This is a genomic window from Serinicoccus profundi (genome assembly GCF_008001015.1).
GTDB lineage: Bacteria > Actinomycetota > Actinomycetes > Actinomycetales > Dermatophilaceae > Ornithinicoccus > Ornithinicoccus profundi.
Window position 1 is genome coordinate 2429841 of record NZ_CP042862.1, and the last position, 15388, is coordinate 2445228.

Annotated in this window: 14 protein-coding genes and 2 pseudogenes; 5 read left to right on the forward strand and 11 right to left on the reverse strand. The window is 69.3% G+C overall.

Translation table 11 applies throughout. From position 1 onward, the window contains the following. The first annotated feature begins 43 nt into the window (after window positions 1-43). From FA582_RS11230 to FA582_RS11245, 4 genes are all read left to right on the forward strand, one after another. The gene (locus FA582_RS11230) at window positions 44-2263 is read left to right on the forward strand and encodes an NADP-dependent isocitrate dehydrogenase (protein ID WP_010147983.1); all 2220 of its coding nucleotides are present in this window, start codon (window positions 44-46) and stop codon (window positions 2261-2263) included. Between the two features lie 225 nt (window positions 2264-2488). Continuing rightward, a complete protein-coding gene (locus tag FA582_RS11235) occupies window positions 2489-4072 on the forward strand; it encodes an inorganic phosphate transporter (RefSeq protein WP_147899821.1) in 1584 nt (527 codons plus the stop codon). Between the two features lie 84 nt (window positions 4073-4156). Then, complete coding sequence (locus FA582_RS11240) at window positions 4157-4540, forward strand: hypothetical protein (RefSeq protein ID WP_033229055.1); 384 nt, start codon at window positions 4157-4159, stop codon at window positions 4538-4540. Window positions 4541-4613: 73 nt separating this feature from the next. Next, window positions 4614-5039 carry a YjbQ family protein gene (locus tag FA582_RS11245; protein WP_010147987.1) on the forward strand — a complete coding sequence of 142 codons (426 nt, stop codon included), beginning with the start codon at window positions 4614-4616 and terminating at the stop codon, window positions 5037-5039. A gap of 48 nt (window positions 5040-5087) precedes the next feature. On the opposite strand, the pseudogene FA582_RS11250 reads toward FA582_RS11245, so the two are convergent. The 5 genes and pseudogenes from FA582_RS11250 to FA582_RS11270 form a co-directional block, all read right to left on the reverse strand. After that, a pseudogene (locus FA582_RS11250) lies at window positions 5088-5741 on the reverse strand (transporter substrate-binding domain-containing protein); the annotation flags it as partial. 15 nt (window positions 5742-5756) lie between these two features. Beyond that, complete coding sequence (locus FA582_RS17190; protein ID WP_010147989.1) at window positions 5757-6002, reverse strand: hypothetical protein; 246 nt, start codon at window positions 6000-6002, stop codon at window positions 5757-5759. After that, window positions 5999-6778, reverse strand: coding sequence for a sugar nucleotide-binding protein (locus FA582_RS11255; protein ID WP_010147991.1), 780 nt, complete (start codon window positions 6776-6778; stop codon window positions 5999-6001). The genes FA582_RS17190 and FA582_RS11255 overlap by 4 nt, the downstream gene beginning before the upstream one ends. 36 nt (window positions 6779-6814) lie before the next feature. Further along, window positions 6815-8281 carry an MFS transporter gene (locus FA582_RS11260; protein ID WP_010147992.1) on the reverse strand — a complete coding sequence of 489 codons (1467 nt, stop codon included), beginning with the start codon at window positions 8279-8281 and terminating at the stop codon, window positions 6815-6817. Window positions 8282-8580: 299 nt separating this feature from the next. Next, window positions 8581-9840, reverse strand: a pseudogene (locus FA582_RS11270) (IS256 family transposase). A gap of 334 nt (window positions 9841-10174) precedes the next feature. Here FA582_RS11270 and FA582_RS11275 point away from each other — a divergent pair. Next, window positions 10175-11437 carry an IS110 family RNA-guided transposase gene (locus FA582_RS11275; protein WP_202798093.1) on the forward strand — a complete coding sequence of 421 codons (1263 nt, stop codon included), beginning with the start codon at window positions 10175-10177 and terminating at the stop codon, window positions 11435-11437. On the opposite strand, the gene FA582_RS11280 is transcribed toward FA582_RS11275, so the two are convergent. From FA582_RS11280 to arfB, 6 genes are all read right to left on the reverse strand, one after another. After that, window positions 11342-11692 carry a hypothetical protein gene (locus tag FA582_RS11280; protein WP_141567641.1) on the reverse strand — a complete coding sequence of 117 codons (351 nt, stop codon included), beginning with the start codon at window positions 11690-11692 and terminating at the stop codon, window positions 11342-11344. The two genes, FA582_RS11275 and FA582_RS11280, sit on opposite strands and share 96 nt — an antisense overlap. Window positions 11693-11694: 2 nt before the next feature. Continuing rightward, the gene (locus FA582_RS16765; protein WP_010147998.1) at window positions 11695-12393 is read right to left on the reverse strand and encodes a hypothetical protein; all 699 of its coding nucleotides are present in this window, start codon (window positions 12391-12393) and stop codon (window positions 11695-11697) included. Window positions 12394-12441: 48 nt separating this feature from the next. Next, a complete protein-coding gene (locus FA582_RS11290) occupies window positions 12442-12951 on the reverse strand; it encodes a TY-Chap domain-containing protein (RefSeq protein ID WP_141567642.1) in 510 nt (169 codons plus the stop codon). After that, the gene (locus tag FA582_RS11295; RefSeq protein ID WP_141567643.1) at window positions 12948-13427 is read right to left on the reverse strand and encodes a DUF6301 family protein; all 480 of its coding nucleotides are present in this window, start codon (window positions 13425-13427) and stop codon (window positions 12948-12950) included. The genes FA582_RS11290 and FA582_RS11295 overlap by 4 nt, the downstream gene beginning before the upstream one ends. Window positions 13428-13782: 355 nt before the next feature. Further along, window positions 13783-14865 (reverse strand): redox-regulated ATPase YchF, encoded by a 1083-nt coding sequence (gene ychF / locus FA582_RS11300; RefSeq protein ID WP_010148001.1) that lies wholly within the window; start codon window positions 14863-14865, stop codon window positions 13783-13785. Between the two features lie 53 nt (window positions 14866-14918). After that, window positions 14919-15359 carry an alternative ribosome rescue aminoacyl-tRNA hydrolase ArfB gene (gene arfB / locus FA582_RS11305; RefSeq protein WP_010148002.1) on the reverse strand — a complete coding sequence of 147 codons (441 nt, stop codon included), beginning with the start codon at window positions 15357-15359 and terminating at the stop codon, window positions 14919-14921. Between the last annotated feature and the right edge of the window lie 29 nt (window positions 15360-15388).

The window sequence follows — 15388 nt, forward strand, 5'->3', positions numbered from 1 at the left end:
CTCGGCCTCGAAACGTCCCGACCGCGACTGACCAGGGAGAGGCATGTCCACGATCATCTACACCCGCACCGACGAGGCACCGCTGCTGGCGACCTACTCGCTCAAGCCGATCATCGAGGCCTTCGCCGGCGCCGCGGGGATCGAGGTGGAGACCCGCGACATCTCCCTCGCCGGCCGGATCCTCGCGCAGTTCCCCGACCGGCTCGGTGCGGACCAGCAGGTCGGCGACGCCCTCGCCGAGCTCGGCGAGCTGGCGACGACGCCCGAGGCCAACATCATCAAGCTGCCCAACATCTCGGCCTCGGTCCCCCAGCTCAAGGCGGCGATCGCCGAGCTGCAGGCGCACGGCTACGACCTGCCCGACTATCCGGAGAGCCCGGAGACCGACGAGGAGCGCGACGCGCGCGCCCGCTACGACCGGGTCAAAGGCTCGGCCGTCAACCCGGTCCTGCGCGAGGGCAACTCCGACCGCCGTGCCCCCGAGGCGGTGAAGAACTACGCCCGCGCCTACCCCCACTCGATGGCTGAGTGGAGCTCGGACTCCCGGACCCGGGTCGCCACGATGGAGACCGGCGACTTCCGTCACAACGAGGAGTCGGTCGTCGTCGAGGCGGACGACACCCTGAGCATCCGCCACGTCTCCGCCGACGGCTCGACGACGGTGCTCAAGGACTCCGTACCGGTGCTGGCCGGCGAGGTCGTCGACGCGACCTTCATGTCGGTCCAGGCCCTCGAGGACTTCCTCGCCGGCACGGTCGAGGCCGCGGCGACCGACGACGTGCTCTGGTCGCTGCACCTCAAGGCGACGATGATGAAGGTCTCGGACCCCATCGTCTTCGGGCACGCGGTGCGCGTCTTCTTCGCCGACGTCTTCGAGCGGTATGGCGCGGAGCTGGCCGCCGCGGGCCTGTCGCCCAACGACGGCCTGGGCGGGATCCTCTCGGGGCTGGACGCGCTCGGCGAGCAGGCCCCGGAGGTCAAGGCGGCCATCGAGGAGCGTCTCGCGCAGCTGCCGCGCCTCTCCATGGTCAACTCGAGCAAGGGCATCACCAACCTGCACGTGCCGAGCGACGTCATCATCGATGCCTCGATGCCGGCGATGATCCGCAACGGCGGCCAGCTGTGGGGCCCCTCCGACGAGACCGCCGACACCCTCGCGGTCATCCCGGACTCTTCTTACGCCGGCGTCTACCAGGCGGTCATCGAGGACTGCCTCGCCCACGGCGCCTACGACCCGACGACGATGGGCTCGGTGCCCAACGTCGGCCTCATGGCCAAGAAGGCCGAGGAGTACGGCTCGCACGACAAGACCTTTGAGGTCGCCGCCGACGGCGCGATCGAGGTCGTCAACGCGGCCGGTGAGGTGCTCCTGCGGCACGAGGTCGCCGCCGGCGACATCTGGCGCGCCTGCCAGACCAAGGACGAGCCCATCCGCGACTGGGTCACGCTGGCCGTGAGCCGGGCCCGCGCGACCGGCGACCCGGCCGTCTTCTGGCTCGACCGGGAGCGGGCCCACGACCGCAACCTCATCGCCAAGGTCGAGGCCTACCTCGCCGAGGAGGACACCGACGGGCTCGACCTGCGCATCCTCTCCCCCGTCGAGGCGACCCAGCTGTCGGTGGAGCGGATCCGCGCCGGTCAGGACACCATCTCGGTCACGGGCAACGTCCTGCGCGACTACAACACCGACCTCTTCCCCATCCTCGAGGTCGGCACCAGCGCCAAGATGCTCTCGGTGGTGCCACTCATGAATGGCGGTGGCCTCTTCGAGACCGGCGCCGGCGGGTCGGCGCCCAAGCACGTGCAGCAGCTCGCCGAGGAGAACTACCTCCGGTGGGACAGCCTCGGGGAGTTCCTCGCGATCGCCGAGTCGCTGCGCCACCTGGCCGACCGCGACGACAACGCCAAGGCACGGGTGCTGGGCGATGCACTCGACGCCGCGACCGGCCGGGTGCTCACCGAGGAGAAGTCCCCCGCCCGCAGGCTCGGGCAGATCGACAACCGGGGAAGCCACTTCTACCTCGCCCTCTACTGGGCGCAGGCGCTGGCCGAGCAGTCCGAGGACGCCGAGCTCGCCGAGCGCTTCGCCCCGGTCGCGGCCGAGCTGGCGCAGAAGGAGCAGCAGATCGCCGGCGAGCTCCTCGCGGTGCAGGGCAGCCCGGTCGAGCTGGGCGGTTACTACCAGCCGGACGACGAGCTGGCCTGCGCGGCGATGCGCCCCTCGGAGAGCTTCAACGCGGTGATCGACGCCCTGCGCGGCTGACACCCCACCCCGCCCCCAGGAGGAGCACGTGCTCTCGGTGCTGATGCTCCTCCTGGGAGCGAGCCTCGGCTTCCTCATCGGGGCCTCCGCGGCCGGCGTCGTGGCGGTGGTGATGACCTGGTGGGTCCTCGTCGGACACAGATTGATCCTCGGCATCGTGACGGTTACGGTCAGGTGTCTCGTGAGTGGCCCCAGGGCCCCATCCCCGCACCGCGGGTGAAAGGTATGGCCCCGGTGAAGTTGACGGAGTACCGCCAGGTCGAGCAGATCTCCACCCGAGGTCCCGCGCAGTTCAGACGGTTGGCCCTGGCAGCGGTCTTCCTCGCCGTCATCCTCATCGCGACCCGCTCGGCGTTCGGGCACCTCGAGCATGCCTGGCTGCTCGTGGCCGCAGCGCTCATCGGTGGCTACATGGCGATGAACATCGGCGCCAACGACGTCGCCAACAATGTCGGTCCTGCGGTGGGCTCCAAGGCCATGACGCTGGGCACGGCGATCCTCATCGCGGCCGTCTTCGAGGCGGCCGGGGCGATCATCGCCGGTGGTGACGTCGTCAGCACCGTGAAGAACGGCATCATCGACCCTGCGGACATCGGCGACCCGATGGTCTTCGTGTGGGTGATGATCGGGGCGCTGCTCGGTGCCGCGATCTGGCTCAACATCGCCACCTGGCTCGGCGCCCCGGTGTCGACCACGCACTCGATCGTGGGGGGCGTCATGGGCAGCGGCATCGCCGCCGCCGGCTTCGCGATCGTCAACTGGCCGGTCATGGGTGCGATCGTGGCCAGCTGGGTCATCTCGCCCGTGGCCGGCGGTCTGCTCGCCGCCGGGCTGCTCTACGTCCTGGAACGCAAGGTCCTGTGGCAGGCCGACCCCGTGCAGGCAGCCATCCGCTACGTGCCCTACCTCCTCGGCCTCATGGCCTGGACGTTCACGACCTACCTCGCCCTCAAGGGGGTCCAGAACGTCGTCGAGGTGAGCACACCCCTGGCGTTCGCCCTCGGCCTGGTGGCGGGAGTCCTCACCTTCACGCTGAGCCGGCCCCGGATCGCCCGCCGGTCCCCGTCGCTGCGGCAGTCGCGGGAAGGCGTCAACTCCCTCTTCACCATCCCGCTGGTGGCGGCGGCCGCGCTGCTGTCCTTCGCGCACGGCGCCAACGACGTCGCGAATGCCGTCGGCCCGCTCGCCGGGGTGGTCGAGGCCCTGACCAGCACCGGGCTCGACGACGACGGCACCGCCGGCATACCTCTCTGGGTGCTGGTGATCGGCGCCGTCGGCATCTCCCTCGGCCTCGCGCTCTTCGGGCCACGTCTCATCCGGACGGTGGGCTCGGAGATCACCCAGCTCGACCGCTCCCGCGCCTTCTGCGTCGGCCTCAGCGCGGCCATGACGGTCATCGTCGCCAGTCAGCTCGGGCTGCCCGTGAGCTCCACGCACGTCGCGCTCGGCGGGATCTTCGGGGTGGGTTTCCTGCGGGAGTACTTCGACCAGCGGATGGCCAAGGCCGTCGAGGACGTGCTGCACAGCCACCAGGGCGATGAGCACATCGCGGAGGTCGAGCGGATGCTCTACACCTTCGTCAACGCCGATGCCGAGACCAAGCGCGACATGCTGCACCAGCTCAGCGACATGGGCCACGAGGCCGTCATCACCGCCGCCCAGCGGCGCAAGCTCAAGAAGGCGCTCAAGCGCCAGCAGGTCCGTCGCGAGCACCTGTTCCGGATCGTCTCGGCGTGGATCATCACCGTACCCGCCTCGGCGCTCCTCTCCGCGCTGTTCTACTTCGCCCTGCGCGGGATGATGATCTGACCCACCACGCGGTGGGTACCGCGACCGGCGCGCCTACCGTCAACCGCCCCCCATCTCGAGAAGGACACGATGCAGAACTCGTCCATGCCCCGCACCACCGTCATCCTCGGCTCGCTGCTCATCGCCGTGGGGGTGATCGGCTACCTCGCGAGCGACACGTCCAGCTGGACGGCCCTCATCCCCGCCATCCTCGGTGCGGTGCTCGCGGTGTGCGGCGTGCTCGGCCGGAGCAACCCCAAGGTCTGGATCCACGCGGCCCTCGTCGTCGCGCTCGTCGGCGCCCTCGGCACGCTGCGCAACGTCCTCGGGCTCGGCGACCTCATCGCCGGTGAGGCCGATCGGCCGCTGGCCGTGATCTCGGGGACCATCACCTTCGTCCTGCTGGTGGGGTATGTCGTGCTGGGGGTCCGCTCCTTCATCGCCGTGCGCCGTGCACGCCGCGCGGGTGGCGGGCAGCTCAGCAGCTGAGGGTCGGTCGACGACCCGTCGAGCGGCCCGCCCGCGCTGACAGGTGGCGGCCGGGTCGGTCATGCTGGGAGGTATGCAGACACTCACGCTGGACGTGCGCACGGGAGGGGACGAGGTCGTCCTGGACCTGACCCGGGAGTGCGCGAGCTTCGTCGAGGGGCGGGGAGACGGACTGCTGCACGTCTTCGTCCCCCACGCCACGGCCGGGCTGGCGATCATCGAGACCGGCGCCGGCTCGGACGACGACCTGCTCGCCGCGCTGGGCGACCTGCTGCCGGCCGACGACCGGTGGCGGCATGCGCACGGCAGCCGCGGTCACGGTCGCTCGCACGTCATGCCCGCCGTCGTCCCGCCCTACGCGACCGTCCCGGTGGACGCGGGACGGTTGGCGCTGGGCACCTGGCAGAGCATCTGCCTGGTCGACCTCAACGTCGACAACGCCGACCGCACGGTGCGCCTCGACTTCCTCGCCTCGCCGGACGACCCGCGGGGCGGGTGACCGGCCCGTCGCTCACGACGGGCATACCCCGGCCGTGGCCGGCGTCGCTCAGCCTCGGTCGGGCAGCGCCAGGTCGACGTCACCCAGCCACGGCTCGGTGATCTCCTCGTAGGTGCCGTCGTTGAGCGCCATCGTCAGCCACTGGTCGACGTAATGCTTGAGCACGACGTCGCCCCGGGGCAGCAGGAAGGCCTTCTCGAAGTAGTCGAACGGCTCGTCGGGGTTGGTCGCGCACAGTTCGTCGTACTCCTGGGCGATGTAGAGCACCTCCGAGCGGTCGGTCGTCATGACATCGGCCCGCCCCTCGACGATCTCGTCGAAGATCGTGAGGTTGTCGTGGGTGACGAGGTCGCCCTCCGGGTAGTTCTCCTGGGCGAAGACCTCGTTGGTGCCGCCCTTGGGCATGATCGAGGTGACGTCCGGGTCGTTGATCTGGTCGACGGTGCGGTACTTGTCGACGTCCTCGCAGCGCGCGATCGGGGTCTTGCCGTCGGCCATGACCGCGGCCGAGAAGAAGGCCTGCTCGGCACGTGCGGTGTTGATGGAGATGCCGCCCACGGCGATGTCGCAGTCGGCGAGGAAGTCCTCCATGAGCGTCTCCCAGCTCGTCTGGACGAACTCGACCTCGACGCCCAGCGTGTCGCCGAGGTCGCGCGCCATGTCGACGTCGATGCCGCTGAACTCCCCGCTGTCCTCGTCGAGCTCGGTGAAGGGCCGTTAGTCCCCGGTGGTGCACACCTGCATCGCGCCCTCGGCCAGGATCGTGTCGAGGGTGGACCCCGCGGCGCCCTCGGCCGCCGCGGACGAGGCGTCGGCTGCGTCCTGCGTCGTCGTGGAGGTCTCCGGGGAGGTGTCGGGGTCGGCCGCGTCGGCCTCTCCTGCGGGGTCGTCGCCGGTGCAGCCGGTGAGAGCCAGGGCGGCGATCGCGCCCACGACGAGGTGCCTTCGGTGCTGGTGAGTCATGCCTCGATCCTCACACGGTCTGACAGCGCCGGCACGAGGTCCTCGTCGCCGACCAGCCGGGAGTCGTGGTCGAGCTCGTCGTGCTCCTCGACGGTCCAGGAGTGGCCGGTGAGCCGCGCGACATACCGGACGATCTCGGGGAAGGTCCACGCGTCGACGGCATTGCTGTCGAGGTGGACGGTGCCCGCGCGCCCGGACGTCGCGAGGTCCACGAGCGCCGCCGCGGTGTCGTCCATCCAGGAGGTGGCGGGGCGCCAGAGCCGGCTCGCGCGGACCACTCCCCCTGCGGCCTGCGCCTGGGCGGCGAGCTGGGCGACCATGTTGTTGCCGCGGCCGTCGGGGTGGGCCTGCCACCCGATGCGTGCGATGACGGCGTCGGGGTGGGCGGCGCGGACGGCGTCCTCGCACCGGGCCTTGTAGCTGCCGTAGTCGTCCTGGGCGGTTGGGGTGTCCGCGGGGCGGAACGGTCCGTCCGGGTCACCCGGCGCGTCACCGAAGACGGAGACCGAGCTCGCGACGACGAACGGCAGTTCGTGCGCGCGGGCGTGGGCGGCGAGTCTCCCCGCCCACGCCTCGGCACCCATGCCGAGGTGGAGGATGCCGCTCGGTCGCAGGTCCGCGAGGTATGCCGCGCCCGCCGCGACGTCGTCGGGCGGCACGGCCTCCCGGTCCCAGCCGACGACCTCACCGCCAAGGCCGAGGATCCGCGCCGCGACCTTCGGCGCGAGGGTGCCGCGCAGTCCGGTGATGAGCCAGGTTCCGTTCAGGGTGGGCATGAACGCGACGCTAACCCGAGTCGGGGGGTCGAGTGGCTAGGAAGTCGGGGCGCGTCGCCGGGCGCCGTGGACCGCGGCGGCGAGCGCCATACCGAGGATGAGCAGGGCAGTCACGATCGCGGCGCGCAGACCTCCGGAGGCGCCACCGGCCGCGACGCCGAGCTGGTAGGCCGTCACCATGACCGCCGCGCCGATCGCCGTGCCGACGCGCTGCCCCGTCTGCAGGGCACCGCTGGCCGCGCCGCCCATGCGGGGAGGCACGTCAGCCAGGGTGAGGGTGTAGTTGGGCGAGATGACCGCCCCGCCACCGAGCCCGGCGAGGAAGAGGGGGATCGCGAGCGCCGCCCACAGCCAGGACTTCTCCTCGGCGACCCACGCCATCAGCCCGAGCAGCACCAGTCCGCTCATCATGAAGACCAGCGCCGAGGCGACCAGTCGGGGACCGCAGCTGCTGACCGCCTTGCCCGCCCACGGCGAGGACAGTGCGGAGCCGACCGCGAATGGCGTGAGCAGCAGCCCGGTCGCCAGGGTGGAGTAACCGAGGCCGTCCTGGAGGTAGACGGACAGCACGAGGAAGACGCCGGTGAACCCAGTGAAGTAGAGGGAGCCGACGACGATGCCGTTGGCATACCCCGGCGTGCGCCGCAGCAGGTCGACCTCGAGCAGCGGGGCGCCGCCGGTGCGGCCCAGACGGCGCTCCCACGCGACGAAGGCCCAGCCGAGGACGGGCACCAGGGCCAGGAGCAGCAGGGTGCTGGTCCGGCCGGACTCCAGCGCGACAACGGGCAGCAGCAGACACAGCACGGCCACCCCCAGGAGGGCTGCGCCGACCAGGTCCAGGCTCGGGCGCGTGGGTCGCGGGTCGGCGCTGCGCCGAGGGGTATGCCGTTGCTCTGGTCTTGCTCCCGGCACCATCTTCGCGATGGCCACGAGCAGGACGAGCCCGATGGGCACGTTGACGAGGAAGATCCACCGCCACCCGCCGTCCTCCCCCGCGAGCGCGATGATGAGGCCGCCGAGCACCGGGCCGATGGCGGAGGCCACCGACACGACGAGCCCGAAGATGCCGAAGGCTCGGCCGCGCTCGGGTCCGGTGAAGAGCTCCTGGATGAGGCCGGTGTTCTGCGGGGAGAGCAGCCCGGCCGAGACGCCTTGGGCCAGCCGGGCCAGGATGAGGACCTCGGCACTCGGCGCCAGCCCGCAGGCGGCGCTGGACAGGACGAAGCCGGACAGCCCGATGAGCATGAGCCGGCGCCGGCCGAAGGCATCGCCCAGCCGTCCACCGGTGACGAGGACGAGGCCGAACGCCAGGGCATACCCGGAGACGACCCACTGGATGGTGGCCGCGGAGGTGTCCAGACCGTTGCGCATCGAGGGGATCGCGACATTGACGATCGTCACGTCGAGCAGCGACATAAAGCCGACGGCCAGGGTGACCGCGAGGATCCGCCAGCGGGCGGGGTCGGGAGCGGGTGCGGTCCGACCGCTGGTCTCAGTGGTCACGTCGTCGCCCGGTCACCCGCTCAGCCTAGGAGGCACCCGCCGTCGACGGATCGATGAGGTCGATGCCGGTCTCAGCGAAGTCTTTGACGTTCCGCGTCGCGCAGCGCCCTGGTGGACCCGACAGCTGGCGGCGGTCTGCGCGTCCGCCGTGCTGATCGACATACCAGCGCCCTCCCAACAACCCCACCTCCCATCGTGACCAGCTGCGATGCTCGGTCAGACGTTGAAGCGGAACTCCACCACGTTTTGGACGGTCAAGTCTGGTGGAGTGGTGTACGAGGTGATCCCTCGTTGAGGGGTTAGGCGGTTAGGGCGGGGACGAGGGTGGTGCTCATCTCCTTGACGGGCTCCGTCGGCTCGATGAGGGCGGTGCGGCAGCGGGTGAGGGCGTCGAGGCCGATGTAGCGGCGTTGCTCGGCCCAGGCGTCGTACTGCTCGGCCAGGACGGCACCGACGAGGCGGATGATGGACTCGCGGTTAGGGAAGATGCCGACGACGTCGGTGCGCCGGCGGATCTCGCGGTTGAGCCGCTCGTTGGGGTTGTTCGACCAGATCTGGCGCCACACCTCCTTGGGGAAGGCGGTGAACGCCAGGATGTCGGCCCGGGCGTCCTCCAGGTGGCCCGCGACCGCGGGCAGCTTCTCGGTGAGCGCGTCGATGACCCGGTCGAACTGGGCGTGCACCCCCGGGGCGTCGGGCTAGTCGTACACCGAGTGCAGCAGCGCCTTGACCCACGGCCAGGAGGACTTGGGCGTGGCGGCCATCACGTTGGCGGCGTAGTGGGTGCGGCACAGCTGCCACGCCGTCCCCGACAACGTGGCACCGATGGCCTCGACCAGGCCGGCGTGCGCATCAGAGGTCACCAGGCCCACCCTGCCCGCGCCGGTCAGGCCGCGGGCCACGAGGTCGCGGAAGAAGGCGAGCCAGGACGCGGTGCTCTCGCCGGTGGCGACCTGGATGCCCAGGATCTCCCGGTAGCCCTCGGCGTTGATCCCGGTCGCGACCAGGGCGGAGACCTTGACCACGCGGCCGCCCTCGCGGACCTTCAACACCAGGGCGTCGGCAGCCACGAAGGTGTAGGGGCCGCCGTCCAGGGGCGGGTGCGGAAGGACTCCACGTGCTCGTCCAGGTCGGCCGCCATCGTCGACACCTGGGACTTGGACAGGCCGGTGATGTCCAGGGCCGTGACAAGCTTGTCCATCCGCCGCGTGGACACCCCGAGCAGGTAGCAGGTCGCCACCACCGTGGTCAGCGCCGCCTCGGCGCGACGGCGCCGCTGCAGCAGCCAGTCAGGGAAGAAGCTCCCTTCGCGCAACTTGGGGATCGCCACGTCCAGGGTGCCGACGCGGGTGTCCAGGTCCCGGTGCCGGTACCCGTTACGCCGGTTCGTGCGCTCGGTAGTGCGGGCGCCGAACTCGGCGCCGCACACCGCTGTCGGCCTGCGCCGAGACCAAGCTGTTGATGAACGTGCCCAGCAGCTCACGCATCAGGTCAGGACTGGCCTGGGCCAGCTGCTCGTGCAGGAACTGCTCAGGGTCGATAATGGGGCCAGCGGCCAACGTGGTGCATCCTTCTCGAGTCGGTTGCGAGAGATCACTCGAAGGATCACACCGGTGGCCGCGGCTACCCCAGCAGGACACGCTCACCCGGTGCTCGTACACAGAGATAATAGATTCGGCTCCGGCGCCGGCGTGACCCGAAATTACACGGACGCCGTTCGCGGCTGTCTTTTTGTGGATCTGTCCGTCGACGCCGGGGTCGCTGCGGGCCGGGCGGGTACATGACTTGATAGGAGCCTGACCGGGAAGTCGTCTCACCTTTGTGCTGTCTGCACTCACCCGACCCGCGGTGACGTTCACCCACCGTTGGAAGGGATTCCCGTCAATGACGAGCATGACACTCGACGCGCCGCTCACCAACCCGCTACCGCCACCGGCCGGGCTGGTCGCAGGCGTCGACACGCACAAGAACACGCATCACGTCGCAATCCTCGATCTCGTTGGCAGACCTGTCGCCGACCGAGAGTTCCGCGCAGACGGCCGCGGCTACGCGCAGGTCATCGCGTTCCTCCACGAGCACGGCGATGTCGCACGTGTTGGTGTTGAGGGGACTGGTTCCTACGGGGCCGGTCTCGTCCGAGCGCTGAACGCCGCCGGTCTGACCGTCATTGAAGTCGCACGCCAGGACCGGCAAACACGACGGCGTCGAGGCAAGTCCGACCCGCTCGACGCGCACCAGGCAGCCGTCGCGGTCCTAGCCGGTACCGACACCGCGATCCCGAAGTCTGGTGACGGAGCAGTCGAGTCGATGCGGATCCTGCTGGCAGAGCGACGCTCCGCAGCGAAGGCGCGAGCACAGGTAATGAACCAGATCCATGCACTGCTGATCACCGCGCCCGAGCTGGTGCGACAAGCGTTCCGACACCTCAGCGGGCAGCGACTGGTGAACACGCTCGCAAAGACCAGGCCCGGGACGATCCCGTCTCCTGACCCGGACGTGGTCGCCCGGCAGACACTGCGGCGGTTCGCGCTTCGCTACCTCACGATGCAAGCTGAGATCGACCTCATTGAACAGCAGCTGGACTTCCTCGCCCGGCAGGTCAACCCCACGCTGCTGTCACTGAGCGGAGTCGGCCCGGTCACCGCCGCGACGCTCCTGGTCGCCGCCGGCGACAACCCCGAGCGGCTGCGCACCCGGGCGAGCTTCGCCGCTCTCGCCGGCGTCGCCCCGATCCCCGCCTCGTCCGGGCAACGCACACGGCACCGGCTCTGTCGCGGCGGGAACCGGCACGCGAACGCCGCCCTGCACCGCATCGTGCTGCTGCGCATGCGGCACCGCGAGCCGCGCACGACGGTCTACTTCGAACGGCGTCGCGCAGAGCAACTCACGGACCGCGACATCATGCGGTGCCTGAAACGACATGTCGCGAACGAGGTCTACGCCGCCCTGCTCAACCCTGCCAAGGACCACCCGGCCGGACACGAGCTCCGAGCCCGGCGACAGGCGATCGGCACCCCGATCAGCGTCCTGGCTCAAAGCCTTGGCGTCCCCTACCAGCGCCTACGGCGACTCGAGATCGGCACCCGCGCCGACCCCGAACTCGAACGCCTCGCCACCCTCGCTCTGGACAAGATCAGCCCACCACAGGACGCTTGACAGCAATAGGAGCATCCACTCTGCAGGACTCCACTTCGTCTTCACGGGGTCATCTGCCGGTCCGATGCCCTCGACGTCGGGAAAGCTCAGTCCAAAGCGGTCGTTGGACACCCAGCCGTCCTGGTCCTGGGTCCAGCCGATCTCGCTGGCCAACTCCGCGGCCTCCCGCTCGGTCATCAGCCAGTTCGTGTCCACCCAGAACTGCAGCATGTCGAGCGCTTCATCGACGGGAATCGACTGCCAGATGGACCGCACCGTCAATGAGGTAGCTCGTCCAGCCCGTTCAGCTCGAGCGTTTTCTGAGTGGCATCGACAACCTGTTGGGCAGACCAGTCGCCGGGCAGGGTCAGCAGGGTGCCGGTCTCTACTCGCTCTGCCTGAACCCCGTCGGCGACGTGATCGATTCTGCCGACGGCGTCAGCGAGCCAGAGCCGATACCCGGGAGTGATCTTCCAGTTTCCACGGCGCGCCAGACGCTGCACTTCGATCGTTCCGAGCCGGACCATCAGGGGATCCCACCCCTCGACCGCTGAACTGACGACAGCATCGGTGAAGGCCCCCAGGATATGTTCACCGTCGACCGCGGTGACCTCGATGTGAGCGCGTTGAGCCGGGATGCGTCCCCCCGTGTGATCCTGACCCGCGCTGACATGCGCGACTGCCATTGCCTCACTGGTGAAGCCTCGCACCCAGAACGCGTAACCGTCCCAATCGCCCTGCCGCGCCAGCCCTTCGGTCGACTTCATCTGCGAGACCAGTTCCGCTTGTTCTGCCTGGCCCTTGGGCCACGGCGTGCGTTCTGTCCCCAGGGTCCACACCGAGATACCGGTACGTTCTCGCATTCCGTGCATGAACAGATCGACCTGACGGACGATCTCCTCGGGGGTTTCCTGCGGCCGCGCCCAGACGACGCGGACGCTGACCTCTCCGACCGGCGCGGTGGTGGTCGTGTTCATCTGCTCAGACCTCCAGTGTTGAACGACACCGACTTCGGGACGACTTCGTCACCCACGCGTCATCGGAATGGTGAGGCTCTCGACCGGCAGGGGGTTCTGCCCCGCATCGAGGGAAGAGATCTCCTCGTCGGTGTAGGTCCGGCCTGAGTGCATGACTTCCGGCTCACGCCATGCGGTGTAGCTGAGTTGCTCGGGGGCCGAGGTCACGTACACATCGCGCAAGGCGACGATACAGCTGTGCGCGAGCTGGTCGAACCGTGCTGTGATCGCCGAAAAGTCGAGGCGAAACGTCCAGTTCGGCCGGGCATGGGAGTAAAGCGTCCAACCTGATTCTGCGAGCCGCTGCTCACCGTTGTCGTCGGCAGGGTGAGTGAGTTGTTGATTGCTGTTACTGGTGCACTCCGCTGCGACTGCGTCGTCATCGGCGGCGAACTGCACATGGGCAGGAGTCGCTCCGTCCTGGACGACGAGGAATCCTCGATCCGGAAGTTCACGAATGGCACGCGCCAGTTGTGTCGCGAACTCCTCCCAGCCCAGTCTCGCCTGCTGCACGCTCACGCGGCCCACTCCTTGTTCGCCTTCCGCAGGTCGACCTCGGGTTGAGTGAGGTACAGCGCCTCCACAACTTTCGAGCGGACGATCATGACACCGCCCCGTGACTCCAGATCGAAGTAGGCGCGATCAACCTCGCCGCGACGCAATGCGCCTTTACCCCAACGCTTTTCGGCCCCGTCGACGTACTCCGCGAAGCGGCCGGCGATGAATCGAGCAAAGTCGTCGGTGATGTGCTTCTCGTGATCGGTGAGGGTCAGCAAGATCCTCTTCACGGGGTCATCTGCCGGTCCGATGCCCTCGACGTCGGGAAAGCTCAGTCCAAAGCGGTCGTTGGACACCCAGCCGTCCTGGTCCTGGGTCCAGCCGATCTCGCTGGACAACTCCGCGGCCTCCCGCTCGGTCATCGGCCAGTTCGCGTCCACCCAGAACTGCAGCATGTCGAGCGCTTCATCGACCGGAATCGACTTCCAGTTGCTCATCATTGTCCTTTCATCGCAGTCGGCAGGTCCAACCTGCCCGGATCGAGTCGGAGCTTGGTAACGCTGACGGAGCCTTCCGGTTTTGCCTGGCCGACATCGTACGGCGCCGTTGCGGATGCCCTCTGCGAGTTCGGGACGGCTACGCATCGCGTCGGCGAATCGCGGGTCGGATCGAGCGACGTCGCTAGGTCGCCACCGAGCGTGCGGCTGTTTCGCCCATGCTCTCGGACTTCATCAGCACACGTCACGATCGAGCGAACGTTCGTCCCTGGTGGCATCCTTGCCCGGCGTGGCCATGTCACCGCCGGACAGCGCGCGGGCAGGGGTACCCATGTTCCCCACCGTACCGTCATGGTTACGAGTGTCGGAACTCCACCACGTCGCCGTCCGCCATCACGTAGTCCTTGCCCTCGATCCGCACCCGGCCGGCCTCCTTGGCCTTGGCCATCGAGCCGGCGGTGTCCAGGTCGGCGAAGGAGACGACCTCGGCCTTAATGAAGCCGCGCTCGAAGTCGGTGTGGATGACCCCGGCGGCCTGCGGCGCGGTCCAGCCCTGACGGATGGTCCAGGCGCGAGACTCCTTGGGGCCGGCGGTGAGGTAGGTCTGCAGCCCGAGGGTGGCGAAGCCGACCCGGGCCAGCTGGTCCAGGCCGGGCTCCTCCACGCCGACGGACTCCAGCAGCTCGCGGGCCTCCTCGTCCTCCAGCTCGGCCAGGTCGGACTCCAGCTTGGCATTGAGGTAGATCGCCTCGGCGGGCGCGACCAGGGCCGCCAGCTCGTCGTGCAGCGCGTCGTCGGTCAGGCCGTCCTCGTCGAGGTTGAAGACGTAGAGGAACGGCTTGGTGGTGAGCAGGCCCAGCGACCGCGCGATCGCCATATCCACCCCCGCGGCCGGGCCTGCGGCGTACAGGGTGTCCCCGACCTCGAGCACCTTCTGGGCGGCCAGCGCGGTGTCGAGAACCTCCTTGTCGGCCCGCTTGCCCTTGACCTCCTTCTCCAGCCGCGGCACGGCGTTCTCGAGGGTCTGCAGGTCGGCGAGCACCAGCTCGGTGTTAATCGTCTCGATGTCGTCGCGCGGGCTGACCTTGCCGTCGACGTGCACGACGTCGTCGTCCCGGAAGGCGCGCACCACCTGGCAGATCGCGTCGGCCTCGCGGATGTTGGCGAGGAACTTGTTGCCCAGCCCCTCCCCCTCGCTGGCGCCGCGGACGATCCCGGCGATGTCGACGAAGCTCACGGTCGCCGGCAGGATCTTCGCCGACCCGTGGATCTCGGCCAGCCGGCCCAGCCGGGCGTCCTTGAGCGGCACCACCCCGATGTTGGGCTCGATCGTCGCGAACGGGTAGTTCGCGGCGAGCACGTTGTTCTTGGTCAGCGCGTTGAAGAGCGTGGACTTGCCCACGTTGGGCAGGCCGACGATTCCGATGGTGAGTGCCACGGGGTCAGCAGTCTAGTCGGCCCGGCGGGTACCGCGGACCGAGCCCGTCCACCTCACTCCGCACCAGGGCGTCGGCGCTGCGCCTTGATCTGGGAGCGCCGCGACTTGGCCTCGATGCGGCGACGCTGGGATCCCCTCGTCGGGCGCGTGGGACGGCGAGGGGTATGCGGCACAACCGCCTCGCGCAGCAGCTCGGCCAGGCGGCGGCGGGCGGCGGCGCGGTTGCGCAGCTGGGTGCGGTGCTCGCTCGCGCTGATCGTGAGCACCGTGCCCGACAGCCGGGGCGCCAGCCGCGCCAGCACGCGAGCCCGCAGGCCCTCGCTCAGCGCCGTGGTCGTGGCGAGGTCCAGGCTGAGCTGGACCCGCGTGTCGGCGGTGTTGACCCCCTGCCCACCCGGCCCCGAGGAGCGGGAGAACTGCTCGACCAGCTCGGCGGCGGGCACCCGCAGACCACCCGGCGCACCGGGCCCCGGGGGCACGTCGAGGTCGTCCACCCCGTCAGTCTGCCGCAGGGAGCGACCTC

Bases quoted from the DNA above. Each gene is read 5' to 3' on its own strand.
- FA582_RS11230 (WP_010147983.1), top strand. From the start codon at position 44: ATGTCCACGATCATCTACACCCGCACCGACGAGGCACCGCTGCTGGCG.
- FA582_RS11235 (WP_147899821.1), top strand. From the start codon at position 2,489: ATGGCCCCGGTGAAGTTGACGGAGTACCGCCAGGTCGAGCAGATCTCC.
- FA582_RS11240 (WP_033229055.1), top strand. From the start codon at position 4,157: ATGCCCCGCACCACCGTCATCCTCGGCTCGCTGCTCATCGCCGTGGGG.
- FA582_RS11245 (WP_010147987.1), top strand. From the start codon at position 4,614: ATGCAGACACTCACGCTGGACGTGCGCACGGGAGGGGACGAGGTCGTC.
- FA582_RS17190 (WP_010147989.1), bottom strand. From the start codon at position 6,002: ATGACTCACCAGCACCGAAGGCACCTCGTCGTGGGCGCGATCGCCGCC.
- FA582_RS11255 (WP_010147991.1), bottom strand. From the start codon at position 6,778: ATGCCCACCCTGAACGGAACCTGGCTCATCACCGGACTGCGCGGCACC.
- FA582_RS11275 (WP_202798093.1), top strand. From the start codon at position 10,175: ATGACACTCGACGCGCCGCTCACCAACCCGCTACCGCCACCGGCCGGG.
- FA582_RS16765 (WP_010147998.1), bottom strand. From the start codon at position 12,393: ATGAACACGACCACCACCGCGCCGGTCGGAGAGGTCAGCGTCCGCGTC.
- FA582_RS11295 (WP_141567643.1), bottom strand. From the start codon at position 13,427: ATGAGCAACTGGAAGTCGATTCCGGTCGATGAAGCGCTCGACATGCTG.